Source organism: Belliella kenyensis, assembly GCF_022549675.1.
Lineage (GTDB): Bacteria > Bacteroidota > Bacteroidia > Cytophagales > Cyclobacteriaceae > Belliella > Belliella kenyensis.
Window position 1 is genome coordinate 124,934 of the sequence record NZ_JAKZGR010000008.1, and the last position, 25,893, is coordinate 150,826.

The following is a 25,893-nucleotide window of genomic DNA, read 5'->3' on the forward strand; positions in this document are numbered from 1 at the left end:
GACTATCTGGTGATGGTTGACTCTCCAAGCTACAAAAATTCTAGTAAAAGTAAACTTAAGGCATGTACTGTTTTTTCTCGAATATCCGATCAATCATCAAGTCATTAACAATTTCTTCTTATTAAATGTATTTATTACACTTATTTTTTATATCTTGCCTGTTGATAACTTAAACCCTAAACATGGCTCATGGAGCTGATGAGAACCTTATGAGAAAATTTATAAAAACCCTCAGTATTTTGACATTGTCAATGGCATCTGTGGCTTCGGTCGTAGCTCAAGATGATCTGTACAGATTCAAATCCAATGGTAATCCCATTATAAAGCACAAATTCACAGCAGATCCAGCTGCGATCATCAAAAATGATACCTTGTGGCTCTACACTGGTCATGACTATGAAGGAAATCAGACCAATTATAAGATGAAAGATTGGCTGGTGTTTTCTACTACTGATATGGAGAATTGGACAGAATATCCAGTCCCTTTAAAAATCACTGATTTTGCTTGGGCAAAAAGTGGGGATGCTTTTGCTGGGCATGTACAAGAAAGAAACGGAAAGTACTATTACTACATCAGTACCAACTGGACTGGAATTGGTGTGGCTGTGGCTGATAATCCCGCAGGACCGTTCAAGGATGCCTTGGGCAAACCACTACTTACCAATGAAGATTGTTTTGCTTCTACACACTCATGGGCCTGTATAGATCCTGCCACTTTCATCGATGATGATGGACAAGCATGGATCTTTTGGGGAAATAGAGAATGCTACTATGCCAAATTGAATGACGATATGATTTCAATAGATGGAGAAATCAAGCAAATGAAATTTGATGGGTTCTCCTTTACAGAAGCTCCTTGGATTCACAAAAAAGACAACAAATATTACCTAACTTATGCTACCGAATTTCCTGAAAAAATCGCTTATGCCATGGCTGACAACATCGAAGGGCCTTACGAATACAAAGGTATTCTAAATGAAATTGCGGGTAACAGCAACACCAATCACCAAGGTATCATAGCGTACAAGGGAGAATGGTATTTTCTGTATCATAATGGTGGCATCAATACCGACGGAGGTAGCTATAGCCGATCTGTGTGTATTGACAAACTACATTACAATGAAGATGGTACACTCAAGCGTATCGTCATGACTACAGAAGGTGTAGAGGCTGTTCATTAAGCGTGAGTGAACAAAAGAAAAAATAGGAATTGGGTTAGTATAAGGATCACTAACCCAATTTTTTTTTGTTTTGTACCGATGGAGCAAGATCAATTCGGATACTTATTGCCCTTGACCGAGGGAGTACTTGCGTTCTCCATCAAACTCATAGAGGTTTTCAGTCTTTATGGTGTCAATGTTCTCCTTTATCGCTTGGTATAACAAATCGCAGATTTCTTGCTTTGTCATCTCCGCATTTTCCGATTTTTTGAATCTGCATCTCCAATGATCTGTGCAGAAAGTCTCGCTAAATCCTTCCGGCCACACCTTTATCCCTCGATTGGTAATCATACTGAGCTTGATATTATTTTTTTCCAATTTCTGCATCAATCGCCCAATCTCTTCTGAATCTGTACCACTCCAATGTACAAAAATGTCAACCCCTACTAGTTTTTTATCCGCAGCAGGTTTCCTATTATATTTGGGCAAGTTAATAGCTGAGTTGTTTGCATAAGAGACCGCTTTCAATTTGGAAGGTTTTTTACCCAAGTTTGCAATAACAGCTTGCGCAAACTCTTGTGTGCCCACTTTTTTAGTGCTACTATCGGTTTTATAAATATCTGCCGTATGAATACCTTCTTCCAAGGTTTTCAACCATGCATTGTGGATTTTTTCGGCGATAGCTATCTGTCCGATATGATTCAGCATCATCACTGCCCCTTGTAAAAGTCCAGAAGGATTGGCCACATTTTGACCGGCAATCATCGGAGCAGAGCCATGAATGGCCTCAAACATGGCACATTCTTCTCCAATATTAGCAGAACCAGCCAGCCCCACAGACCCTGTAATCTGAGCGGCGACATCACTAAGTACATCTCCGTAGAGATTTGGCATGACAATTACATCAAAATCCTCGGGTGTATCAGCCAATTTTGCAGCTCCTATGTCGATAATCCAATGCTCATTCTTGATTGTAGGATATTCCTTGGCAATTTCATTGAACACCTGATGAAACAAGCCGTCAGTTTGTTTCATGATGTTGTCTTTGGTAAAGCAAGTTACCTTCTTTCGATTGTACTGCTTTGCATACTCAAAGGCATATCTTACAATCTTTTCACAACCAGGTCGGCTGATTAGCTTCAGACACTGAACCACTTCGTCTGTTTGCTGATGCTCTATGCCTGCATACAAATCCTCCTCATTCTCTCTTATGATAACGACATCCATCACCGGATGCTTGGTCGCTACAAAAGGATGTAGGCTCATGCAAGGTCTTACATTGGAATACAAGCCAAGAAATTTACGGGTAGTGACATTCAGGCTTTTGTAGCCCCCCCCTTGCGTAGTTGTTATTGGAGCTTTGAGAAAAATCTTATTTCTTCTAATAATGTCCCATGATTCAGCAGAAATTCCCGCAGTATTTCCTGCCAAGTAAACTTTCTCCCCCACTTCTATCTCCTCCGTTTCTATTTCAGCCCCAGAGGCCATCAGAATTTTCAAGGTCGCATCCATTATTTCTGGACCTATTCCATCTCCTTTTGCAATGGTTATTTTTCGCATAGTATCTTAGTAGTTGATTGTAAGGCAAAAGTAAATCCGATAATTCATATATTTTTATTTATATTTATTATCTGATTGATAAACATTTTTTATAAGTAAAAATCCTACACATAAAAGTTGGTTGATAATTCACAAATATGGATATACGGAACTTTGCCAATAACCTTACAAAATCCCGATTTATCTGACTTCCGATATTAATTGATATTGGATACTTATGGATATTGACCATTAACAACCGATTGAGCCAATGGATTGAAGTTGCTAGCAAAAAAGCGTATAACAGAATTCACAAAAACATAATACATGGTATTTGATTTTGAAAAAGTATTTTTAATTAAATTTCTTAGAAAATTCTCTATCAAAATCCAATTTGTATGATCAAACAACTACTTGTAATTGTATTTTTATTTACGTTCCAAAGCCTTCAGGGGCAAGAAATCAAAGAAAAGAGTAATTTAGGTTTTTTGATTTCAGGGGCTTTGGAGTTTGGCGGTGAACCAGTAGCATCTATCTCATTCACCAATGGTGATGTGATTGATATGCATGCTGGCCAAGGAGGGACAATCTCTGTAGGTCTTGAGTATAAAATACCAAAAGCCGAGCAACTCAGATTGAGAGGTTTGATTGGGTTCAAGTATTTGACTACACCAGCTGAAAATGTTCATATCAGGCTGACTAGAGTCCCTATAGTATTCACTGGCAACTACGTGATCAAAGACGCTTGGCGATTTGGAATGGGTATATCTACCCATCAAGCTGTGAAATTCAACGCTGGGGGATTAGGATCAAACTTTAAGCTTGACTCTACTGCAGGTCCAGTGTTTGAATTTGGTTATAAATGGGTAGCTTTGTCATATACTTTGATGCAATACTCAAATGAGTTCAATCAATATTATTCTGCAAATGCCTTTGGGATTACGCTATCTCATGTGTTTTCATTCAATAGATAAAACCTTCTCATAAAAAACTGACGATGAAATACCTTAAATCAATTTTATTGCTGCTGTTGACCCTAATCTACGGATGTAATACTGACAATTTCGAGGATGAATGGATCAACGAGGAGCCTAATAAAATTGATTTAAAGGTAAACGACATAGCACCCGTTCATCTGATAAGGAATCTGACAGCTACACTTTGTTGTGAGGATCAAATCACGGTGAGCTTTGATCATTGGGTGAAAAATCCTAACAATCTGATGTCAGGTGGATCTGCTTTTAATCTCATGATTGATAGACAAGGGAATTTATTGAGTTTATGGTATAAAGACTACATCCATCCCAACAATGAGTATCGCAGTGCAGACTTCACACCAGTGACTTCACTTAAAATTGAAGACTTTGAATTCGTAGAAGATCAAATCCTGAAGCTAAAGGTTATCGGTCAAATCTTTCAAAGAACTACCAACTTTTATGAAGAACCAGTACCTACTGATATTGAAGCAGATATTGAAATCAAAAGTTTCTCTAAATGTACTTGCAATTCAGGCAATAATAGCGTTTCTAACATAGACAATATGATATTTCTTCCTGCAGTCAGAAGCCAACAAGGAGAAGTCATAACTTATTCTATCTTTTCAAATAGTGGCTATTATCTGGAGTTTGCTAATTTCAAAAATTTCATCTCTAATATGCCTGTAGGTGTATATGTATTTGATGAAGATTCAGCATCTCCACGCATAGATTTTATGAAATTTATTGGGGTACCCAAATTCTTTCACAGCTCCATTATCCCTGTTGAATGGCTTCAATATGAAACCTCAGGTAGTTTTGAAATTACAAAAAGCCAAACCTCCACACTCGTGAAGTTTGATCTCATAGCTACAGAAAATGGTGAGGTAGTATATGAGCTCAAAAATGCCCTATTCGAGACAAGCTGGTAAGCAGCACTTTAAAGGAAAATATTTTTATTAAGTTAACACCACAGACTTTTTAATATTTCTTAAAATTTCAGGTAAAAATACCCTGATCAGGGTATTGCACGACTAGTGATTTTTTTCAAAATTACAGAATCAAATATTATTAGTCAAAGAATGACAAGTAGTGTCAGTAGATTAGTTTTTTGAAAGACAGATTCTTAGCTTGTTGAAAAATTATAGCCTATGCGATTCAGGATACACATCAGTAAGATTGGTAACGAGAGTTTTTTACCTATCAATTACCAATACGAACTCTCTTCTGCAATATATAAGACGATTGATCGTGCGGACAGTGACTTCAGTAGATTCTTACATGAGGAGGGTTACTTAGCATATGGCAATAAGTTTCGCTTGTTTACTTTTTCCAGGATATTCTTTGAGAGATCGAAAGTTATTAAGGATGCAGGTCGAATCCATCATCAAGGTCAATCGGCCAATTTTGAGATTAGCTTTTTGATTGATAGAGCAGCAGAAGGTTTTATCAAGGGATTATTTATAGATCAAGATCTTGTCATAGGAGATAAGATAAGCAAAGTCACCTATGAAATCAACAGCATAGAAGCCATCCAAGCACCAGTTATCTCTGAGGTCATGCAATACAGGTGTTTATCCCCTATTTTCATCCGAAGAAAAAGGAAAGATGGTGGTGAAGACTATCTGCACCCAGAAGATCCTGATTATGGCATATTGCTAATTCAAAATTTACTATCCAAATCAAAGGCATTTGAGATAGCTAATAGCCAAGATAATGAAGGGTTTATTGATTCAATACCTAATTTTTCTTTTAAGCCATTGGGGAAGATTTATAAAAACGGCGTCAAGATCAAACAGCTAACGGCACAGGCTACCATGCTGATCGGGTATATGTATGAATTTGAATTCCGCGCACCAAAAGAACTACAAGAGTTAGGCTACTATGCTGGCTTTGGTCACTTGGGTAGTCAGGGTTTTGGATGTGTGGAGGTAAAAAGTTAAATATTGATCGTAAACAGGGGGAAATGCAAAGAACTATACAAATCAATAATCAATCATTCGAAACCTTCTTTTTGAAGATTTTACCTATATTTTCTTGGAGGTCGATTTTGAGTTTTTCAATTCTGTCTTTCATCAGGAGATCAATTTCCAATGACCTCTCCATAGAAATATCTCCATTCGGCAGGTTACGATCATCAAAGCAATTTGGGGTGTGTTTTTTGGACATAGTTGATATCAAGCGAGTTGAAAAGCGTCTTTATACGCAACATATAATTGCTCCATTCCTTTTTATCACCTCATATTTATTTTACAGAGGAAACTTGAAGAAAAAAACAAAACAGTTATCGTGGTATTACTTTTCAGCTTTTTGTAAGCGAATAGCTTCCTCCAAAAGTTTATCCGCTTCTTCCCGACTTAAGCGTGCAGCTTTTGACTTCAACATATTCCATACATTTTCCTTTTCTTCCTTTGTATGGGCATTGGCAAAAGGATTAGGACTGAATATAGCTTTTGATTCCATAGATCAAATATATAAAAAATCTGGAGATTTCAACCTTTGCAATAATAGGATTCAATTTCATTTTCATCAGCAACCTTTACCTGTATTACCTGCCGTTTCATTTCTACAATTCGAGAAGCAATTAACAGGATTCTCTTGCTACTACTATAACCACATGCAAGATTATAGAACTCCTTCAAGGGGAAACCTGGAATATTGTATAATTTGTGATTTTCATTTGCCAGAACAGACAAAATTTCCTTTTGCGAGATTCCATCAGGATAATCTCCATTTACAAAGCTTAGTTCAGAAAAATCTATGTCCATATTCCTTTGGTCTTTATTTAATGGAAAAAATGGAAGAAAACATATTCCTCCAGGAAATCCAAGATGGTGCGATTAAGGTTAGTTGTTTATTCATAGTTTCAATTCCTTTCTTGGAAATCTCAAATTTAAGAAATAATTTTATTTAGTTATTTAATCATATGGAAATATTAAGAAATTATTCTGGAAATGCAATGCTAAACAATGCTTTAATGACCATTGAAGCATTGGGTAATTTAAAAAGTGTCACAGAAGTTACAACTGATTTACTTTTAAGGCTATATAACGAGAAGGGATTATTGTTGCTTAATAAAAGGTTAAAGAACTACACTATGTTATTCACAAAAAATGGCCCCCTTCACAATGATAAAACAAATGGAGTAAATGTTTATAATAGCTTATTTCAAACCATAATTGAATCTTTTGAAAATGAAGGTGAAAGCATTTGTGAAATTTCAGGTTTAAGATTCAACACTCCTTTTGAAAGTATTTATGCAAAGGCATTAAAGAAAGTTGGCTTTACAGAGAAGGAAATCATAAAAAAGGACACAACTATCAATCGTGGGTGGTTTCCACTTATTGGTGGACTAGGATCAGATGCTCAGGCATTACCTCAAGCTAAATTTGCAATTGAAATTCACCCAATTTGCGTTGCAATTTTGCAGTTTTTACCTCTATCATCTTTGATTTATAAAGGAGGAATTTTGTTAGTTGACTCTTCCAATTTTGAATTTACTAGGAATTTTATTGCTAGTAATGTAAAAGAAGTAGAAAAACGTATTCAAATAACAAGCTCAAAAGATCCTGTCGAAAATATAAAGGAGTTTGCAAAAGGGAATTACTTATTAAAAGCAATGAAAATTTTGGAGGATAAGGAAATAGAAGATGAATATTCAGATCTGAATCTTTGGAGTTTTTCCAATTCTGGCACAGGTGCAAGTTGTGAGATTGAGAGAGTGCCTAATAATTTGATTAAAAAACTTATCAGACTAAGGCAAAACTCTCAAATAACTAATGAATTGATTAATATTCTAAACAAAGACAGTCATAGATTTATTGAAGATCTGGAAAACAATCAAGATTGGTATTTACTCTACCCTTCTGTGTTTGGCACAGGAAAAAATAAAGGAGATTATGAGGGTGTTTCGGTTGCTTTTATGGAGGCATATCACAAAGAAATCCAAAGCCCACAAAAGACCCAATATGCTAGGTATCTAGCATATTTAATTCAAAAATATAAGTCTGACTCTTTTGCTAAATATATAGGAAAGCGAGATGCATGGCGTGAAAAGGAATTTTCAAATGATCTTTATGCGGTTTTGGTAAAAGCTACTGAGAATGGAGAGTGGAGCTTATTACATCATATTGATATTCTTGATGATCCGATGCAAGTTCCAATAAGAAACACATTTTACAACATTTTAAAAATTGTCCATTTTTATCATTACAAGAACACATTCAGTTACCAATTGCCGGAACTGAGTTACAAAGGCTCAAATACACTCAATGTTTGCAATTGGTTGATAGCTTTCATCCAACAGGATAAAAGACATGAGACTATTAAAAAAGATTTGCTAAGCTCACAAAAATACCTTTCTGTCAATTATGATAATGTTTTTTATAGAGCAATTAATAAAGAGGCCCTAGACTTGGAAAGTATTTTATTTGCCCTTTACGATAAATACTATCGTAGCATTAGAAATGGTTTGAATAGTCTTTTAAGGATTTTCTTTAGTCAACCCAATCAAGATTATTTTGAAATTAAAGACATAGAAAAATCAAAATATTGGCAAATAGATGATCAGTGTTCTCAATATTTTGACCAATTGCAAGAATTTGCCAATGACTACCAAGCATATTATTATGAAAAGTATGAAAATAAGGAGATAAGTTCTAAACCTATCCTGAAATTCCAAAATCTTGTAAACACAATACCAAATGAAAGCTCAAAATTCCTGATTTGGTTTCATGAAGCTATTGAAAACACCAATAAGTTTTTAAAAGTGGACAATAAAAATATCTCTGAAAAATGGGCAGATTCGCTTCTTTATGCACCTAATGGAGAGTACGTACTTTCATTTTCAAAGTTTGCAATCAAGTTTTCATTAATAAAACAGTCACATAAATCTTTACACAATAATCACAATAATTTAACTAACTAATAAATTCTTATTTTATGGCAACATTAAAAAACATAACCGGAGCAATATTGATTGATGCCACTGCTGCATTCTTAAATGGAGCTGGTTTAGGATCAGGTGAGGACAAAAACAAAGTTATTCCTAAAACCTTCAGAGAAAAGGTAAATGGAAGAGCCGAAGAAGTCCCATATGTATCAGCTCAATCTTGGAGAAGGTGGCTAAGAGACACTACAAACGAAGAGAATAATTGGAATCCTAGTGAATTGAGGGCAATTAAGCAATCAGCCAAGGGTTCTACAAGTAAAATAGCAACAGAATTGAATCCTGTCGATTTTCCAGAAGATGATATATTTGGTTATATGAAAAGTGGTGATAATTCGGAGGAAAGCATTCAGCGCACATCTCCATTTAAAAGTTCGATACTTAAAGGAATAAGAAACATGAGAGTGATGAATAACGATGAGGCCTTTGTTCATCTTAATGAAGGAAGCCCTCTTCCATATTCTACTCGTTTTTATTCGACACATTTAGAAGGCTTTTTCAATCTAGAATATTACCGTCTTGGGGTATATGATAACCTTGGAAGTCATCAGGAATTGTCAAAAGATTTGTTGGAAAAGCATGCAGATAAATTTCAAATATCAGATTTGACAAATTCGAAACATAAAAGATTCACTCTTAAAAATGGGGAAGAAATCAGGAAAAAACATGCTACCGGACTATTGAAGGGATTGGCATTTTTACGTGGAGGGGCGAAACAAGCCGCTTTCGGATCTGACGTTACACCAAAAGTTTTGATTTTAGCTGGGATGGAATCAGCAAATCCTGTATTTAATAATTTATTCATTGGGACGGGAGAAAAACCTGCTTTAAATATTGAAGCATTGAAACAAATTGAACAAGATTTTAAGGATAAATTAGCCACACCAATTTATATTGGAATTCGTTCAGGATACCTACAAAACGAATCTGAAGTAAAAGAAATAGGAGATGGTTTCATAGTAGATTCTCCTCAGGGAATCGCAACTAAGTTTACAGAAAAGTACTTAAAAAATGGATAAGGCACTAGAAGTTCGCTTTTCGGGTTGGACTGCTACACCTCGTATGCCGTTTATATTATCTGGTAATGCCGTCTGTATGTCCGTACCATCTTATTCATTACTCTTAGGTCTAATTGGCTGTTGTTTGGGAAGATTAGTTACATCAGATGAAGTAAAAATTGGTTTCAATTATTCCTTTGATACTGTCGGGAAAGACTTAGAAACACGTCAAAGGCTCGAATATGATGGAAAAAAAGTAAAATCGCACAGTAAGGGAACTGATGCATATTCGAGGGAATTTCATGTTGCCCCACAGCTTACCATTTGGCTGAATCGAATTGATTGGGAAAACTATTTCAATAACCCTGTGGGAACCCCATCATTAGGTCGCTCTCAGGATATTCTTAAGATTGAAAGTGTTCAAATAGTGGAAATCAAATCAGTTACCAAAGCGACCATTTCAGGCACTATGATACCATTTAGTTCTGATTTGAAAGCAGGAGGACAACTGGTGCAATTAGCTGAAGCTTACCAAGAAAGTAATGATGTAGGCGGAGGAAGAAAAGCCACTAATACAAGGATTTTTATGGCTATTCCTCCAGATAATGAATCAATATTGAATATTCAAAATCTATATCAAACTCAAGGAAGCGATATTCAAAGTTTTTACTTTCATCAATTTTAAAATGAAAGATTTCTTTGATAGCATTTATGCCAAAAGTGATGGGCAAACTACTCTTGAAATGCATACGTGGCATGTCATTAAAGCAGGAGAAAATCTGCTTGAACGTTTGCCTTTTGACCCTGTTGAAAAGGACTTTTGGAAAGAAAAGCTCTACCGAAGTGCTGTTTTACATGACTTAGGAAAAGTTCATAAAGAATTTCAAAGACGTTTGCAAGGTGCAAAAGATGTAGGTTTACGCCATGAAATACTTTCTCTTTGGTTTTGTGAAAATTTCTTAGAAATACCTGATGATGAAATGTTTGCCATTGCAACACATCACAAAGGCATTATTCCTCATTTAGATTCTTCAGGTAGATTAAATAAAGGAAACCTGACTTATGAAATTGAGAATGCAGTAAATATTGATGGCGAATCAATAAATGCAGAAAAGTTAAGTTATTGGCTAGCATTGTTTGGATTAAATTATGAAATGCAAGACAAAAAAAATCATTTACAAATAAGTAAAAAGTGGGTTAAGATTCTTCATCACAGATTGCAAAAAGAGTCGATTGAATCTCATGATTATTTAAGTCGCTTTTCACTAATGCGTGCATTATTGATTGCATCTGATCATATTGGTTCGGCTCGATTAGAGAATGATTTACCAACTTACAAAGAAATCTATTTAAAAGATTTTCAACCTCGTGACAAATGTGGAGAATATCTTTCATTTAGAGGTTTTCAAGAAAAACTCCAAAATATACAATCTGATGTGATTTTGCATGCTCCAACTGGATCTGGGAAAACAGAGGCAGCCTTGAGTTGGGTTTTCGCTAATCAACAAAAGAATGTACGTCTTTTATATCTTCTACCTTATACTGCAAGCATCAATGCAATGGTAAAAAGATTGCAGAATATATTTGGAAAAGAAAGGGTGACAGCCCTGCACTCAAAGACCCTTGACTTTTTTTATGAGCAATTGTCCGAAGAAGTTTCAAATGACGAAACAATTGATTATAAAAAATTAGAGATGGAGGCAAGATCAAAAAAGTCTCTTTCATCCGAGCTTTTTTACCCAGTAAAAGTAGCTACTTTACATCAGATACTCAAAACATCACTAAAGGGCAAGGGTTGGGAATTGTCCTTGTATGACTACAAAAATGCGCTCTTTATCATTGATGAATTTCACACATACAATGCTCTACTTACAGGTTTGCTTTTAGCAAGTATTAAGCTATTCCGACGATTATTTAATGCTAGATTTTTCTTCATGTCTGCTACAATCCCGGATTTTATGTTGAAAAATATTATTGATGAAGTTTTTGAAGGAGATGAAAGCAAATTAATTCGTCCGAATTCTATGATTGAAAGTGATCGAATGATACTTGACCGCAAAAGACATACTTTGTATTGCCAAGCAGATACGACAATTCGAGATAAAATAGATTTGATTAAGCAATTCTTAAATGAAGATAAAAGTGTTTTGGTAATTGTTAATAATGTAAAGACAGCTCAACAGCTTGTTGAGGAAATTAATCACAAAAAAGGAAGTGATGTGGCACTACTTCATAGCGGATTCCATAAGAAAGGCAGGAACGAAATTGAGAAAAGAATTACCAATGATGATCAAAATAAAAGACCAAAACTTCTTATTGCCACACAAGCAGTTGAAGTAAGTCTTGATATTGATTATGATGTAGCTTTTATTGAAAATGCCCCAATAGATGCGCTTATCCAAAGATTTGGCAGGGTAAATAGAGCTGGTAATAAAGATTTGGCTCCTGTATATTTATTTAAAAATATTATTGGCATTACCAAATATTTTTATGACGAAGAAGTACTAAAAAACACATGGGATTACTTGTCGATTTTGGATAATAAAAAGCTTTCCGAGAATGATTTAACTACTGTTTGTAATCAAGTATATGATAATGGGTACAACGAGAATCAGCAAAAAGACTATGAGCTAGGATTACGAAACAGTACCATCCAAAATTTTGAAACAGATTGGACTGCGGGAGATTGGAACAATTGGATTGAAGATGCACTAGAGCAAAATAACCAAAAAACTGAAATATTGTGCGCTAATCTTATTGATGAATTTATAGAACTTAAGAATGAGAAACGTTTTATTGAAGCTAATCAATTATTAGTTCAAGTATATTATTATGAACTCAGAGGGACACATTTCAAAAAAGATGAAAAATTGAATACGACAATAGCCTATGATTTTCAATACAATGAATTAACTGGCTATAAGGTCATAAAAAAAAATCTTGACATTCAATTTCTATAATTTAATTATTGAAAATCAATACTTAACATTGCTATTATTCGAATTGAAAATTGTTCTTTCTGCTTTTTCAATCTTGAAAAAGCGATTTTTGAACGTGTCAGTATTAAATGAAAAATAAAATAAAATCTCCCATGTTTGACCAATTCTTCCAGCAAGCTTCCGATCAGCTCAAACTTTCATTTCTCAACACCATACTTGAGCAAGATGAGCAGCTTAAAGAACAATTTATCAACTTTTATCTCAAGCCTAAGGATAAGCAGTTGGCGCTGACGGTGACAGACCCAGGTGATTTTATACTGGCCAGTAAGGATTTGATCAAAACAGATCTTGAATCCATCAAATTTGATGAACTGGATTGGAATGACTATGAACTTGCTCATAGTGGATATATTCCAGAACATGAAGCACTGGAAGAAATGGCTGAGGAAGAGATCAGTAGGGTCATCGGCATTCATGTAGCCGAAGTAGAAAGGTATTGCTCAATTAAACATTTCGATTTGGCTTTTTTATACATGATCAGTATTTATAAAGCATGTTTGGATGCTAAGCTCAACGAGGATTACTACGAAGTCCCAGATCCTTCCCTGACGATGCTCAATGCATTTGAAAATCATTTAGAAAGCTTTCTTCCGATCTTCAAGGCAATACAAATTCCCGAAGATCAGCTCTACACCATTGCAACTGTTCTTTTTGATCAGCATACTGAATTAGATGATGAAGATTCCAGTTTTCTGTTGTTTTTTGAGGCATGTTTATACAGCCTAATTCATTCTGGCTCGGAAGCGAGTATCCTACTTGATGTCATAGAAGAGAAAAACAAAGCGACACATTTGCCCTGGTTGTACACCGAACTACATAAAAAAATTGGAGGAATTGAAAGCTACGAGAAAGCCGCCTTGAAGTATTACCAATCAAGTGTACACCTGGCACTCGATCTTTTGGACCTATACAAATCTACTGACAGCAACAAGTTCAGGAACATCGCCAAGCAATTATGGAATAATGGATTATTTCGTCAAGAAAGTGCCGAACTGTATTTTGATGTTCTCAATCCAAATGAAGACCCAAGCTTATACCTAGAGGTCACACTTCACCTGATTAAGTGGAACTTTTCCAAAAAATATTACAAAATCATCCAAGAGCTAATGAAAGAGGAGGATCGGATGATGTATTTGAAAACACTCCAAAACGATCACCCTGCGTACATCACAGCGTTATGTATGGAAGGAAAAATTAATGGAGCACTTTTACATGCCCTCCATCATACAAACAGGTGGAACATCGTCGAAACAATGACTCCTTGCTTAGAACATGCTCCAGAGCAAGCTATTGTCATCCTTGGACAAAAGGTAGAAGAACTCCTTCTCGACGAGCGAGGAAGAAATTTCTACGCAAGAGTAGCCACAATACTAAAAATTGCTAAAGATATATCAGCTATTCAGCTTCAAACTGAAGTGCTGATAAATAGAATAGTCTATGCCAACGGTCGCTTGAGTGCGTTAAAAGGTGAATTGAGAGTCGTTGGTGTAATTTAATTTGACAACATGCGCAATTGCGGATTTCAAATATGACTTAAAAATAAGAATCCTGAAATCACTTTAGATAACATTAAAACGTTTTTTCAAAACAACGTTTTACCGCTAAATTGTTAAATAGAAAAAACATTCCTAGAAAGGCATATGATTAAAATTGAAATGAACAAAATGCTTTTATCATTGCAGACCAATATCAAAATTGGCCATAAAAACAAAATTCCTCTTTGGTTATTCGGCTTTCTTTATTAACCCATGAACATCACCGGAACACATATCGCCTACCTCCATACTTGCTATAGGAAACTTTGGCTATTTGCCAATGGAATCCAAATGGAACATACCTCTCAAATAGTGGCAGAAGGAAAATTGATTTCTGAAACGACCTATTTAGATAGAGCCAGAAAATACACCGAATTAGAATTGGACGGTATCAAAATCGATTACTATGACGCCAAAAACAAGGTGATTCACGAAGTAAAAAAGACTGATAAGTTGGAGCAGGCTCATTTTGCTCAAGTCAAGTATTATCTATATGTTTTGCTGAAAAACGGAATTCACGGGGCTTCTGCAATCTTGGAATATCCAAAAATGAAACAAAAAGAGATCGTAGAATGGGAAGAAGGAGACAAAGAAAAAGTAGAAAATTGGGTTTCTGAAAGTTCTGAAATCATCCACAAAGACAACTGCCCTCCCTTGCTGAAGAAAACAATTTGTAAGAAATGCAGCTATTTTGATTTTTGCTATGCGGGGGAAGGTGGGATTGATTGAAAGAGATTGAGCTGAGATTGAGAGAAGAAGATTGATTGGAGATTGAGAGAAGAAGATTGATTGGAGATTGAGGGAAACTGAATTGAAATTGATAGTAAGAGATTGTGGGGAAATTGGAAAAATATATGGGATATGAAGAATAGTAATTGGGTACTGTATAAAATTGAGGTGAGAGACCGGCTGAGAAAATTTGCCTTAGGTATTTTAGCCCTCTCTGATAATTACCCGAAATCTGCCAGGGGAAATGTCATCAATTATCAACTTACCAAGTCAGGTACGTCTATGTATGCCAATTACAGGGCAGCTTTGAGAGCACGTTCAAAAGCAGAGTTTTTCAGTAAACTTTCGATAGTTGTTGAGGAAGCAGATGAGACTGAAATGTGGTTGGAATTACTGATTACATCGGGAATTTTAGAAAATGAAAACACCAAAACTTTGCACCTAGAAAGTACTGAATTATTAAAAATCTTAGCAAACATGCGAAAAAACGTCTCCACATAAAACCACAAATTCCCATTGTGATCAATCTATTTCAATCCTATCAATCTATTTCAATCTTATCCAATCCAATCAATCTTCCCAACCCATGAAAAAAACCTACTATCTCTTCAATCCTGGCAGAATGAGTAGAAAAGACAATACGCTCAAGTTTACTCCTGTAGATGAATCTGGCAAAGAAGGTACGCCTAAGTATATCCCTATAGAAGGTGTATCAGATTTCTACTGTTTTGGATCATTGGATGCCAACAGTGCGCTTTATAATTTTCTTGGCAAAAACGGGGTTAGTGTGCACTTTTTCGATTATTACGAGCACTACACTGGAAGCTTTCAATCCAAAGAATACTTGCTCGCTGGCAAAATGCAAATCAACCAAACGCAGCACTACCTCCACACTGGTAAGCGTATGGTCATCGCACAGAAATTGATTACTGGAGCAGCATTCAATATGTCCAAAAACCTAAAGTATTACCATAATCGAGGCAAAGACTTGGAGATTCAGTTGGCGAAAATCGACCTTTATGCCCAAGAAATTGAAAACACCACTACCATCCCTGGGCTGATGGGTATTGAAGGCAATATTCGGCAGGTATATTATCAAGCTTTTGACATTATAGTCAAGGACCATGCGATGGAAGGCAGAAGCAAGCAGCCTCCAATGAATGAACTCAATGCCTTGATTTCGTTTGGCAATATGATGTGCTACACGCTATGCTTGGATCAAATTTACCATACCCAATTGAATCCAACGATCAGTTTCTTGCACGAGCCTGGATACAGAAGGTATTCTTTAGCATTGGACTTGGCAGAGATTTTCAAGCCGATTTTGGTAGATAGAATTATTTTCAGAGTTCTGAATAAAAAAGAAATCCAATCCAAAGATTTTGATTTCCATGTCAACAAAGTGATATTAAAAGAATCTGGCAAAAAAGTTTTCATCCGGGCATTTGAAGAGCGACTCAATGAGACGATCAAACATAGGACGTTGAACAAACAAGTGAGCTACAAGAGTTTGGTGAAATTAGAATGTTACAAACTCAGTAAGCATCTTTTGGGCATGGAAACTTATCAGCCTTTTAAGATTTGGTGGTAGGGGTTGAAGGGTTGAAGGGTTGAAGGGTTGAATAATTGAAGGGTTGAAGGATTGAATAATTGAAGGGTTGAATAATTGAATAATTGAATAATTGAATAATTGAATAATTGAAGGGTTGAAGGGTTGAAGGGTTGAATGATTGAATAATTGAGTAATTGAATGACTGAAGGGTTGAAGGGATGAAGGGATGAAGGGATGAAGGGATGAATAATTGAATAATAGAACTGAAAATTAATATTATGTTTTTATAGTTATGGAAAAGAGCGGGGATTTAGTTGAGAATAAACGGTTTGAATTTATTAAGCAGGTACAAGATCGATCAAAGGTTTTAGCATTGGAGATAATAAAAATATGCGATAATTTACCAAGCAAAAGATCAACATCCGTGATATCATATCAAATCATTAAAAGTGCAACTTCACAAGCCGCAAATTACCGTGCAGCATGTAGGGCAAGGTCGGGAGCAGAGTTTTTCAGTAAAATGTCTATTGTAGTCGAAGAGGCTGATGAAACATGTTTTTGGCTTGAATTGCTATTTGAAGCTCAATTAATTGATATTGATACATTTCAAAAGTTGTTCAAAGAATCTGAAGAATTATTGAGTATATTCTCAACCGCAAGAAAAAATGCCAAATTAAATAAATGATAATTGAAGGGTTGAAGGATTGAAGGGTTGAGGGATTGAAGGGTTGAAGGGTTGAGGGATTGAAGGATTGAGGGATTGAAGGGTTGAAGGGTTGAGGGATTGATGGGTTGAAGGATTGAAGGGTTGATGGGTTGAAGGATTGGATGATTCAATAATTCTACAATTCTATAATTCAGTAATTCAATAATTCAATAATTCTATAATTCTATAATTCTATAATTCTATAATTCAATAATTCAACCATGTACATCATTTTAGTTTACGATATTGGAGAAAAGAGAGTCGGCAAAATGCTGAAGTTATGTAGGAAATATTTGAATTGGATTCAGAATTCAGTATTTGAAGGAGAAATTACGGAGGTAAAATATAAAGAACTGGTTATCAATGCAAAAAAGATTATGAAAATCGAAGAAGATAGCTTGATCGTATTCAAGAGTAGAGAAGAAAAATGGTTAGACAAAGAAGTAATAGGGCAAGAGAAAAATGAATTAGATACTTTTTTATAGTTGTCGAATGACGCTAAAGATTGAGGTCAAAGTTAATTCATGGACCACAAATAATTTTAACTTACTGGTTATCATTAATTTAATAAGTTGTCGAAACTCAGGTAAAAATGGGTTATTGTCGATCGACGCATTTAGATCTAGAATTTCTAAAGAATAAACAACCAAATTGATTAAAAAAGGCTATTTTAGTGTGTCGTTTCAACGGCTCTCAATCGCACCATATAGGAATTGAAATTTAACTGATAAAATAAATTATAGTGACTTCTACCAGCTCTCAATCGCACCATATAGGAATTGAAATATACTATCGTATTTGCTTGTCTGTAAATAAGTGCAGCTCTCAATCGCACCATATAGGAATTGAAATATAAACAATATATTCTTGCCCTTCTTTTCTTTCTTGACTCTCAATCGCACCATATAGGAATTGAAATAAGGTAAAAGGAGATCTACCATGCAAGTACACACAGCTCTCAATCGCACCATATAGGAATTGAAATCTAACACACGTTTGGCTCAATGGCGGGTTTCTCGGTTCTCTCAATCGCACCATATAGGAATTGAAATAGACCAAGGATGTTGAATACAAAGCAAAATTAGAGGCTCTCAATCGCACCATATAGGAATTGAAATATATCTTATGGGATACCCGATCACATACTTAGACTTCTCTCAATCGCACCATATAGGAATTGAAATTTGGTATTTGGCTATATACTGGCTGATAACTTCCTGCCTCTCAATCGCACCATATAGGAATTGAAATTTAGCGAGAATTGTATCTATTTATTCAAACCAAGAACTCTCAATCGCACCATATAGGAATTGAAATTCGTAGTACTTGCATTCAACTATTCCAAATGGATCTCTCTCAATCGCACCATATAGGAATTGAAATTATTCTCTCAATGATGATAAGGAAATTCTTAAAAATTCTCTCAATCGCACCATATAGGAATTGAAATAATATAAACTCAATCCAGACACACTTAAAAAAGTCCCTCTCAATCGCACCATATAGGAATTGAAATTAGGATTTCTTCTTCAAATTCTTGAACCTCTTTTCTTCTCTCAATCGCACCATATAGGAATTGAAATATCATAACCGGTGCAGGTTGCACCTTCTCGAATGGACTCTCAATCGCACCATATAGGAATTGAAATAAGGCTCTGGTCTATTTGTGAAATTCAAGGAAAAATCTCTCAATCGCACCATATAGGAATTGAAATTGATTGTCATTTTTTGGAATTTATCCGTTAAATCTGGCTCTCAATCGCACCATATAGGAATTGAAATTAAAAATCAAGTAAATTCCTTTTTATGTCATTAACACTCTCAATCGCACCATATAGGAATTGAAATTCCCATAGAAGTCTGTTGGGTACAAAGAAAAAGTGTCTCTCAATCGCACCATATAGGAATTGAAATTTATTTTCAATGCTGATTCCAATTTTATTGAAAAAGCTCTCAATCGCACCATATAGGAATTGAAATAATTTTGAACGCTAATAAGCGAGTACAAGAGCTTGAACTCTCAATCGCACCATATAGGAATTGAAATTTTTCAACTATCAACAAAGAATTCCTAGAAACACTCCTCTCAATCGCACCATATAGGAATTGAAATTTCATAAAACATTCGTTTGAACTCTTTGTAATTGAACTCTCAATCGCACCATATAGGAATTGAAATAATGGATTTAGTTATGATTTCACAGCTAAATTAAAACTCTCAATCGCACCATATAGGAATTGAAATCGGTGAAGGATTTACAAACGTCTCTAAGCACATGAACTCTCAATCGCACCATATAGGAATTGAAATAAATTAAATACTATGCCTGCGGCGAGTATGGTGGAACTCTCAATCGCACCATATAGGAATTGAAATGACAAGTTTCATTCCTCTGGAGCAAATGATTTCGAACTCTCAATCGCACCATATAGGAATTGAAATTTTTGAAAATTGCGCCCTTAGATAATTGCAGCATGCTCTCAATCGCACCATATAGGAATTGAAATCAAAAAGTTTATTGATCAAGTAGTATCTAGATCTACTCTCAATCGCGCCATATAGGAATTGAAATTTCTTGAGCAAGATATCTGTAAATGTTCACACCTAACTCTCAATCGCGCCATATAGGAATTGAAATGAGATTCCAGAGGATCATCAGATCCTTGCCTCAGTGCTCTCAATCGCGCCATATAGGAATTGAAATGTGACCGGTAGTAAAGTAGTCCTTACCGTGGCACATCTCTCAATCGCGCCATATAGGAATTGAAATGTAATTGTGTTTGCTTTGAAGTTTGCGCCTGTTATCTCTCAATCGCGCCATATAGGAATTGAAATAGGATTACATAATCCTCATCGAAGGCCATTGAGGCTCTCTCAATCGCGCCATATAGGAATTGAAATAGCTGTTTCTGCCCATATTGCCCTTAGCTCACCAGCCTCTCAATCGCGCCATATAGGAATTGAAATAGTACATTTTCTATACTGATCTTGGCAAGTGGTGCTACTCTCAATCGCGCCATATAGGAATTGAAATTACCACTATAATTAGTGTCAGTTGACCGTCTTTCGCTCTCAATCGCGCCATATAGGAATTGAAATGTTGAGAATCCTTTTTCAAATGGCTACAGCTGCTCCTCTCAATCGCGCCATATAGGAATTGAAATTTTTTTTAAACAAAAACGCCTTGTTTTTCGATTAAAACTCTCAATCGCGCCATATAGGAATTGAAATCAAGGAATTTAAAGAAGTTGGTAATTTCTGGATTCCCTCTCAATCGCACCATATAGGAATTGAAATTTGGCAATTTCTTAAGAGGGGATATAAATATAGATTCTCTCAATCGCACCATATAGGAATTGAAATAATCATATACTTCAAATGTGAACTCAAAATCAGATACTCTCAATCGCACCATATAGGAATTGAAATATAACGACACATACATCAAGGATATTGAAAGAGTCAGCTCTCAATCGCACCATATAGGAATTGAAATGTAACAATGATGTCAATAATACTTGATCAGGGCTACTCTCAATCGCACCATATAGGAATTGAAATGATCCTACTTAGGAAAATGAAGGATATAGCGATATTCTCTCAATCGCACCATATAGGAATTGAAATACGTGGAGGCTCAAAGCGCACAGCGTAGGAATAGATTCTCTCAATCGCACCATATAGGAATTGAAATTTGCTGTCCCTGACTCGGATGTAGAGTGATGATGATCTCTCAATCGCACCATATAGGAATTGAAATTTAAGCCATCTCTTTTATGATTATATACTTTAGACTTCTCTCAATCGCACCATATAGGAATTGAAATGAGTATGCAAATAGTCCTTGTTTTGGTCAGAAGATGCTCTCAATCGCACCATATAGGAATTGAAATAATTTAGATCGTCCAATAGACTGTTTGCAAGTCAAAACTCTCAATCGCACCATATAGGAATTGAAATAAATAGGGGCGAATGGTCCTTTATACTAGAGCCTTCTCTCAATCGCACCATATAGGAATTGAAATTGATGAAATATGGGATTTGTTGGAAGAACAAAGTGACTCTCAATCGCACCATATAGGAATTGAAATAATGGACACATAAATGGATTCAGCCGTCTTGATTCTTCTCTCAATCGCACCATATAGGAATTGAAATGAGATCAACGCAGGAATAGGGTTGGAAAGTGAGGTTCTCTCAATCGCACCATATAGGAATTGAAATTAATTCAGGAAGGCACTAGAGATGCTGTAATGGCTGACTCTCAATCGCACCATATAGGAATTGAAATAAAGTCACAAGGTTTTAGAAACCTATCCGACATTGCCTCTCAATCGCACCATATAGGAATTGAAATCAATCGCCAAACCTTCAGGAGAATACTTTGTACCCTCTCTCAATCGCACCATATAGGAATTGAAATCAAGCTATGGTGTAGGTATATTTGTAGCGTTCTCATCTCTCAATCGCACCATATAGGAATTGAAATAATTAACCTAAAAGGACTGTACGAGGTTAAATCTCCCTCTCAATCGCACCATATAGGAATTGAAATACGTTATCTTGATCATTGATTGATTTAGGGTCTGGGACTCTCAATCGCACCATATAGGAATTGAAATCATGTAAGGCACTCTTTGGCGTCTATTCTCCCACGTCTCTCAATCGCACCATATAGGAATTGAAATTGTTTGAGCGTTAAAAAACAACTCTGTTCCATCTACTCTCAATCGCACCATATAGGAATTGAAATGGAAATGGCTTCCAAACATTCTATCTCCTTTATACTCTCTCAATCGCACCATATAGGAATTGAAATCTTAAAAGAAATGTATGAGTGCCTTTCTCACGGTGGCTCTCAATCGCACCATATAGGAATTGAAATTAAGCTACACTTACAGACATGAAGAAAATTATTAGCTCTCAATCGCACCATATAGGAATTGAAATATTTCTTTCAATTAGTTTTCTGTGTCTTCTTTCTGACTCTCAATCGCACCATATAGGAATTGAAATGGAGCTTCATGGGGAAATACCTCAAGGGATCAATATCTCTCAATCGCACCATATAGGAATTGAAATGTGGATGGCTTGCTCTTCTTTATACTGTTCATATGTCTCTCAATCGCACCATATAGGAATTGAAATAAAACTGGAAAGAAAGTAAAACAGGAAGACACACAACTCTCAATCGCACCATATAGGAATTGAAATATAGATGATGAAATGTATGGTCTAGGAACTGAGTTTTCTCTCAATCGCACCATATAGGAATTGAAATAACTGATCCGCTCGATAGGAAGCAACCAAATCCAAACTCTCAATCGCACCATATAGGAATTGAAATGAGGGTCAAGGTTGCTGAGGTTGTGCTGCTGAATGCCTCTCAATCGCACCATATAGGAATTGAAATGATAGATATTGAGTTGGGAGATGGACCAGTACCGCCGCTCTCAATCGCACCATATAGGAATTGAAATATTTGTCCCGAACTCGCAAGATCAGAATAGCTAATACTCTCAATCGCACCATATAGGAATTGAAATGCGGAAAAGTACGCTAAGGAGCATAAGGATAAACATCTCTCAATCGCACCATATAGGAATTGAAATACACTATTCAGCATAGGGGGTTGTATGCAGGTATGGCTCTCAATCGCACCATATAGGAATTGAAATTCCGATCCACCAGAACAGTAGATGATTTCATCTAGCTCTCAATCGCACCATATAGGAATTGAAATAGAGAAGCTAATCCTGTAGATCCTGAATTTACTTTGCTCTCAATCGCACCATATAGGAATTGAAATAACATTATCGGTTGTTTTTGGAATTTCATCAGATACCTCTCAATCGCACCATATAGGAATTGAAATGAAACGAAATTAAGGGTAGGTTTATTGGTTGATGCCTCTCTCAATCGCACCATATAGGAATTGAAATAAATTTAAAGGCAGAAAGGTCTACCTTAGACCAAATCTCTCAATCGCACCATATAGGAATTGAAATAGCTCTTCTTGTCGTTGCTGTGCCTGCTTCCGCTTCTCTCAATCGCACCATATAGGAATTGAAATAGCAAGAAAGAAGGCTTTGCAAGAATTGCCCTCAAAACTCTCAATCGCACCATATAGGAATTGAAATGTCAATGGATCGTCAAATATTAACTATAGAACATCACTCTCAATCGCACCATATAGGAATTGAAATATCATTGACCAGAAAGATAGTTTATAAGATAGTTCTTCTCTCAATCACACCATATAGGAATTGAAATATGTGATTGTGTTCGTCAATCCGTCTTCTCTCGGTTCTCTCAATCGCACCATATAGGAATTGAAATAGTATACTATACAGAAGATTCAAAGAATATAGAAGCCTCTCAATCGCACCATATAGGAATTGAAATAGATTTGGTTTGATTATAAAAAATGCAACAACATGACTCTCAATCGCACCATATAGGAATTGAAATTTGTCATCAATGTTCAAAGAGATGATTCCGTTATTCTCTCAATCGCACCATATAGGAATTGAAATTCCTTTGATGCCTTCGAGCTCTGACACAGTGATATCTCTCAATCGCACCATATAGGAATTGAAATAAGACCATCTCTAATGGTTTCTGACATAGCTTCTTGCTCTCAATCGCACCATATAGGAATTGAAATATTAAGCTTGATCCCCTACCTGAAATTTCTTGACTCCTCTCAATCGCACCATATAGGAATTGAAATAATTTTAGGCTTATAGCCTTCTATGATTGTGTCTCTCTCTCAATCGCACCATATAGGAATTGAAATGCTTGGACCATGGAGATGTCCAGCATGGCTCAAAATCTCTCAATCGCACCATATAGGAATTGAAATGCATGGCTCAAGATCATGAATTAGCCAAATCAGCTACTCTTAATCGCACCATATAGGAATTGAAATAATGAAAAGATAGCCCTATTCTGCCGAATATATGAACTCTCAATCGCACCATATAGGAATTGAAATAAAACAAAGAATTCAGCAAGTGGATTTTTCCTTTTACTCTCAATCGCACCATATAGGAATTGAAATTCATAGACATTATCAATCAATTAAAACCAATCAATTCTCTCAATCGCACCATATAGGAATTGAAATACGCCAAAAGATAAGCCATTTGGCGCTTGGTAAGAACTCTCAATCGCACCATATAGGAATTGAAATAAAGGTCTATTAAAACCAGTATTTTTTGAAAATACGCTCTCAATCGCACCATATAGGAATTGAAAGATCTTCTCCCTCGGTCGGTCAGATGCTTCGCAAAGGCTCTCAATCATTCAATCTAGAAACACCTTATTCAACTCTCCTAAATAACATCAAGTATGTTTCCTAACAATTTTTGCTGATGAACAAGTTGATATTTTTTATGCTATCATGTTTGCTCGCACCGATTAGCCTCCAGAAATATTACAGTCCAAATCCCGCCATTGCTTCACGGCTTCTTCTACTCCCTGTACTCCTGCACAGCCATCTAGTTTATTGAGTAGACGGATGGCTGATTGTCTGACAGCATTGCAGTTGAAAGAATTTGTGTTTTCTATAAATAAATTGAGCTTGGCTTCAAAATCATCATACTCCCTTTGATACTCGCAATTTCCTGGTTTGTCATCATCAGCACAAGCACCAAACAGCAATAAGAAAGTCAATAGTGAAATGTATTTTTTCATCATTTGTAGGCTTTTAAAATTATGGTGTTTTCATGAAATTTATCTTCATAATCATTATACCACTTTTCAAGAAGAACGAATCGGGTCTCTACCAACTCCAAAATCCTCAACTCATAGTGGATATCATCACTTTCCCAATGCCATTGATTGTAATCATAACTAGTCACTAGTTGTGTTGATTCGCTTACACCCCAATTCCAGTTTGTGATATCAAATATTTTTATTTGACCATTTAGAATATGTCCCGAAAACAAGGTGCCTGATGGAGTAAATCTAAGTATCAGACCCTCCGGGTAAAAAGTTTCTTTGATTTCCCAATTTTCATCATAAATGCTAACTCCATTTTCTTTTAAATCTCTTAGTTCTTCCCTGCCATATTCGTTTTCATCGCTGAGCTCCCAAATTTTTGAAATCACCGCTCTCTTTTCTGCCTGATCCAGCAAGCCTCTCTTCTCTCCTTCCAAACTGTATGAAGTATTTGATGCTTTTATTTTCAAGTCAAACTTGACCTTTTCACCATTGATCTCTTGAATGATCAACTCTCCAAATTCTCCCAATATTATTTTTTTGTTTTCTACATCGAATTGAAACTTTCCATACTCCAAATCCCACTTTGAGCTGACCAATACTTTTGGATCATTAAAGATAAAGGTAGTATCAGCAAGAAATTCTATAAAACCCTGATAATCATCCATCAACCTAGCACCCGTATGATTCAAAAGGTAGTCAACCCCTTCCGATCTTTTACCCAACTTGGGCCCCATTCTTCCACTGCTTTTAGCACTTTCACCGTAGATCCACTTACCCTGGAGTTGAGCAAAAAATTCTGGATTTTGGTCTATGGGTGGATTGACAACTTCTTCTGGTGCTTTATCTTCATTTTTTGGATTATCGGGCTCTGCCGATTCGGAACAAGACACCAAAATGAGCGCAATTAAAAATATAAATGACAGCTGAACTGGATAAGCAGGCTTTCTAAGAGAGATTTTCATGATTTTTAAGATTTAATCAGTTGCATAAAATGATTCAAAATTCATTTTAACAGTTATGTAAT

General features: G+C 35.8%; 20 protein-coding genes and 1 CRISPR repeat array. Of the genes, 14 read left to right on the forward strand and 6 right to left on the reverse strand.

The genetic code is table 11. The features are described from left to right. The first annotated feature begins 182 nt into the window (after positions 1–182). A complete protein-coding gene (locus tag MM214_RS10100) occupies positions 183–1,181 on the forward strand; it encodes a glycoside hydrolase family 43 protein (RefSeq protein WP_241294960.1) in 999 nt (332 codons plus the stop codon). 102 nt (positions 1,182–1,283) lie between these two features. Here the strand turns inward: MM214_RS10100 and MM214_RS10105 are convergent, their stop codons facing one another. Then, positions 1,284–2,720: an NADP-dependent isocitrate dehydrogenase gene (locus MM214_RS10105; protein WP_241294962.1), complete on the reverse strand. Its 1,437-nt coding sequence runs from the start codon at positions 2,718–2,720 to the stop codon at positions 1,284–1,286. Positions 2,721–3,097: 377 nt separating this feature from the next. Between MM214_RS10105 and MM214_RS10110 the strand changes: the two genes are divergently transcribed. The 3 genes from MM214_RS10110 to cas6 all read left to right on the forward strand — a co-directional run bounded on the left by MM214_RS10110 (position 3,098) and on the right by cas6 (position 5,616). Further along, positions 3,098–3,673, forward strand: coding sequence for a hypothetical protein (locus MM214_RS10110; protein ID WP_241294965.1), 576 nt, complete (start codon positions 3,098–3,100; stop codon positions 3,671–3,673). A gap of 23 nt (positions 3,674–3,696) precedes the next feature. Then, positions 3,697–4,605: a hypothetical protein gene (locus MM214_RS10115; RefSeq protein WP_241294967.1), complete on the forward strand. Its 909-nt coding sequence runs from the start codon at positions 3,697–3,699 to the stop codon at positions 4,603–4,605. Between the two features lie 219 nt (positions 4,606–4,824). After that, the gene (gene cas6 / locus MM214_RS10120; protein ID WP_241294969.1) at positions 4,825–5,616 is read left to right on the forward strand and encodes a CRISPR-associated endoribonuclease Cas6; all 792 of its coding nucleotides are present in this window, start codon (positions 4,825–4,827) and stop codon (positions 5,614–5,616) included. Between the two features lie 49 nt (positions 5,617–5,665). Here cas6 and MM214_RS10125 read toward each other — a convergent pair whose 3' ends face one another. The 3 genes from MM214_RS10125 to MM214_RS10135 all read right to left on the reverse strand — a co-directional run bounded on the left by MM214_RS10125 (position 5,666) and on the right by MM214_RS10135 (position 6,441). Beyond that, complete coding sequence (locus MM214_RS10125) at positions 5,666–5,842, reverse strand: hypothetical protein (protein WP_241294972.1); 177 nt, start codon at positions 5,840–5,842, stop codon at positions 5,666–5,668. Between the two features lie 126 nt (positions 5,843–5,968). After that, positions 5,969–6,136 (reverse strand): hypothetical protein, encoded by a 168-nt coding sequence (locus MM214_RS10130; RefSeq protein ID WP_241294976.1) that lies wholly within the window; start codon positions 6,134–6,136, stop codon positions 5,969–5,971. A gap of 29 nt (positions 6,137–6,165) precedes the next feature. Beyond that, entirely contained in the window at positions 6,166–6,441 is a 276-nt protein-coding gene (locus MM214_RS10135) for a hypothetical protein (protein WP_241294979.1), read from the reverse strand. A 158-nt stretch (positions 6,442–6,599) separates the two neighbouring features. Here MM214_RS10135 and MM214_RS10140 point away from each other — a divergent pair, with 158 nt between their 5' ends. The 10 genes from MM214_RS10140 (at position 6,600) to cas2 (ending at position 17,625) form a co-directional block, all read left to right on the forward strand. Continuing rightward, positions 6,600–8,600 (forward strand): hypothetical protein, encoded by a 2,001-nt coding sequence (locus MM214_RS10140; RefSeq protein ID WP_241294981.1) that lies wholly within the window; start codon positions 6,600–6,602, stop codon positions 8,598–8,600. A gap of 14 nt (positions 8,601–8,614) precedes the next feature. Further along, on the forward strand, positions 8,615–9,640 hold the full coding sequence (gene cas7i, locus MM214_RS10145; RefSeq protein WP_241294983.1) for a type I-B CRISPR-associated protein Cas7/Cst2/DevR: 1,026 nt from the start codon (positions 8,615–8,617) through the stop codon (positions 9,638–9,640). Continuing rightward, positions 9,633–10,304 (forward strand): hypothetical protein, encoded by a 672-nt coding sequence (locus tag MM214_RS10150; protein WP_241294985.1) that lies wholly within the window; start codon positions 9,633–9,635, stop codon positions 10,302–10,304. The genes cas7i and MM214_RS10150 overlap by 8 nt, the downstream gene beginning before the upstream one ends. A gap of 1 nt (position 10,305) precedes the next feature. Next, positions 10,306–12,579, forward strand: a complete 2,274-nt coding sequence (gene cas3 / locus MM214_RS10155; RefSeq protein ID WP_241294987.1) for a CRISPR-associated helicase Cas3' — start codon at positions 10,306–10,308, stop codon at positions 12,577–12,579. A gap of 131 nt (positions 12,580–12,710) precedes the next feature. Continuing rightward, positions 12,711–14,114, forward strand: coding sequence for a hypothetical protein (locus MM214_RS10160; protein WP_241294991.1), 1,404 nt, complete (start codon positions 12,711–12,713; stop codon positions 14,112–14,114). A gap of 252 nt (positions 14,115–14,366) precedes the next feature. Further along, the gene (locus MM214_RS10165) at positions 14,367–14,882 is read left to right on the forward strand and encodes a CRISPR-associated protein Cas4 (RefSeq protein ID WP_241294993.1); all 516 of its coding nucleotides are present in this window, start codon (positions 14,367–14,369) and stop codon (positions 14,880–14,882) included. A gap of 132 nt (positions 14,883–15,014) precedes the next feature. Then, positions 15,015–15,383: a four helix bundle protein gene (locus tag MM214_RS10170; protein WP_241294995.1), complete on the forward strand. Its 369-nt coding sequence runs from the start codon at positions 15,015–15,017 to the stop codon at positions 15,381–15,383. Between the two features lie 85 nt (positions 15,384–15,468). Then, positions 15,469–16,473 (forward strand): type I-B CRISPR-associated endonuclease Cas1b, encoded by a 1,005-nt coding sequence (cas1b, locus tag MM214_RS10175; protein ID WP_241294997.1) that lies wholly within the window; start codon positions 15,469–15,471, stop codon positions 16,471–16,473. Between the two features lie 253 nt (positions 16,474–16,726). Continuing rightward, on the forward strand, positions 16,727–17,119 hold the full coding sequence (locus MM214_RS10180; protein ID WP_241294999.1) for a four helix bundle protein: 393 nt from the start codon (positions 16,727–16,729) through the stop codon (positions 17,117–17,119). Positions 17,120–17,361: 242 nt separating this feature from the next. Next, positions 17,362–17,625, forward strand: coding sequence for a CRISPR-associated endonuclease Cas2 (gene cas2 / locus MM214_RS10185; protein ID WP_241295001.1), 264 nt, complete (start codon positions 17,362–17,364; stop codon positions 17,623–17,625). 205 nt (positions 17,626–17,830) lie between these two features. Then, positions 17,831–24,402: a CRISPR direct-repeat array (repeat unit 30 nt; unit sequence CTCTCAATCGCACCATATAGGAATTGAAAT). A 161-nt stretch (positions 24,403–24,563) separates the two neighbouring features. Here the strand turns inward: cas2 and MM214_RS10190 are convergent. Both MM214_RS10190 and MM214_RS10195 read right to left on the reverse strand, forming a co-directional pair. Beyond that, entirely contained in the window at positions 24,564–24,842 is a 279-nt protein-coding gene (locus MM214_RS10190; RefSeq protein WP_241295004.1) for a hypothetical protein, read from the reverse strand. Beyond that, entirely contained in the window at positions 24,839–25,831 is a 993-nt protein-coding gene (locus MM214_RS10195) for a hypothetical protein (protein WP_241295007.1), read from the reverse strand. Before MM214_RS10195 ends, MM214_RS10190 begins: the two co-directional genes overlap by 4 nt. Positions 25,832–25,893: the final 62 nt, after the last annotated feature.

Coding starts and splice junctions, on each gene's coding strand:
- MM214_RS10160 (WP_241294991.1), top strand. CDS start 12,711: ATGTTTGACCAATTCTTCCAGCAAGCTTCCGATCAGCTCAAACTTTCA.
- MM214_RS10105 (WP_241294962.1), bottom strand. CDS start 2,720: ATGCGAAAAATAACCATTGCAAAAGGAGATGGAATAGGTCCAGAAATA.
- MM214_RS10195 (WP_241295007.1), bottom strand. CDS start 25,831: ATGAAAATCTCTCTTAGAAAGCCTGCTTATCCAGTTCAGCTGTCATTT.
- MM214_RS10165 (WP_241294993.1), top strand. CDS start 14,367: ATGAACATCACCGGAACACATATCGCCTACCTCCATACTTGCTATAGG.
- cas3 (WP_241294987.1), top strand. CDS start 10,306: ATGAAAGATTTCTTTGATAGCATTTATGCCAAAAGTGATGGGCAAACT.
- MM214_RS10135 (WP_241294979.1), bottom strand. CDS start 6,441: ATGGACATAGATTTTTCTGAACTAAGCTTTGTAAATGGAGATTATCCT.
- MM214_RS10110 (WP_241294965.1), top strand. CDS start 3,098: ATGATCAAACAACTACTTGTAATTGTATTTTTATTTACGTTCCAAAGC.
- MM214_RS10100 (WP_241294960.1), top strand. CDS start 183: ATGGCTCATGGAGCTGATGAGAACCTTATGAGAAAATTTATAAAAACC.
- MM214_RS10115 (WP_241294967.1), top strand. CDS start 3,697: ATGAAATACCTTAAATCAATTTTATTGCTGCTGTTGACCCTAATCTAC.
- MM214_RS10150 (WP_241294985.1), top strand. CDS start 9,633: ATGGATAAGGCACTAGAAGTTCGCTTTTCGGGTTGGACTGCTACACCT.
- MM214_RS10140 (WP_241294981.1), top strand. CDS start 6,600: ATGGAAATATTAAGAAATTATTCTGGAAATGCAATGCTAAACAATGCT.
- MM214_RS10130 (WP_241294976.1), bottom strand. CDS start 6,136: ATGGAATCAAAAGCTATATTCAGTCCTAATCCTTTTGCCAATGCCCAT.
- cas6 (WP_241294969.1), top strand. CDS start 4,825: ATGCGATTCAGGATACACATCAGTAAGATTGGTAACGAGAGTTTTTTA.
- MM214_RS10125 (WP_241294972.1), bottom strand. CDS start 5,842: ATGTCCAAAAAACACACCCCAAATTGCTTTGATGATCGTAACCTGCCG.
- cas7i (WP_241294983.1), top strand. CDS start 8,615: ATGGCAACATTAAAAAACATAACCGGAGCAATATTGATTGATGCCACT.
- MM214_RS10190 (WP_241295004.1), bottom strand. CDS start 24,842: ATGATGAAAAAATACATTTCACTATTGACTTTCTTATTGCTGTTTGGT.
- MM214_RS10170 (WP_241294995.1), top strand. CDS start 15,015: ATGAAGAATAGTAATTGGGTACTGTATAAAATTGAGGTGAGAGACCGG.
- cas2 (WP_241295001.1), top strand. CDS start 17,362: ATGTACATCATTTTAGTTTACGATATTGGAGAAAAGAGAGTCGGCAAA.
- MM214_RS10180 (WP_241294999.1), top strand. CDS start 16,727: ATGGAAAAGAGCGGGGATTTAGTTGAGAATAAACGGTTTGAATTTATT.
- cas1b (WP_241294997.1), top strand. CDS start 15,469: ATGAAAAAAACCTACTATCTCTTCAATCCTGGCAGAATGAGTAGAAAA.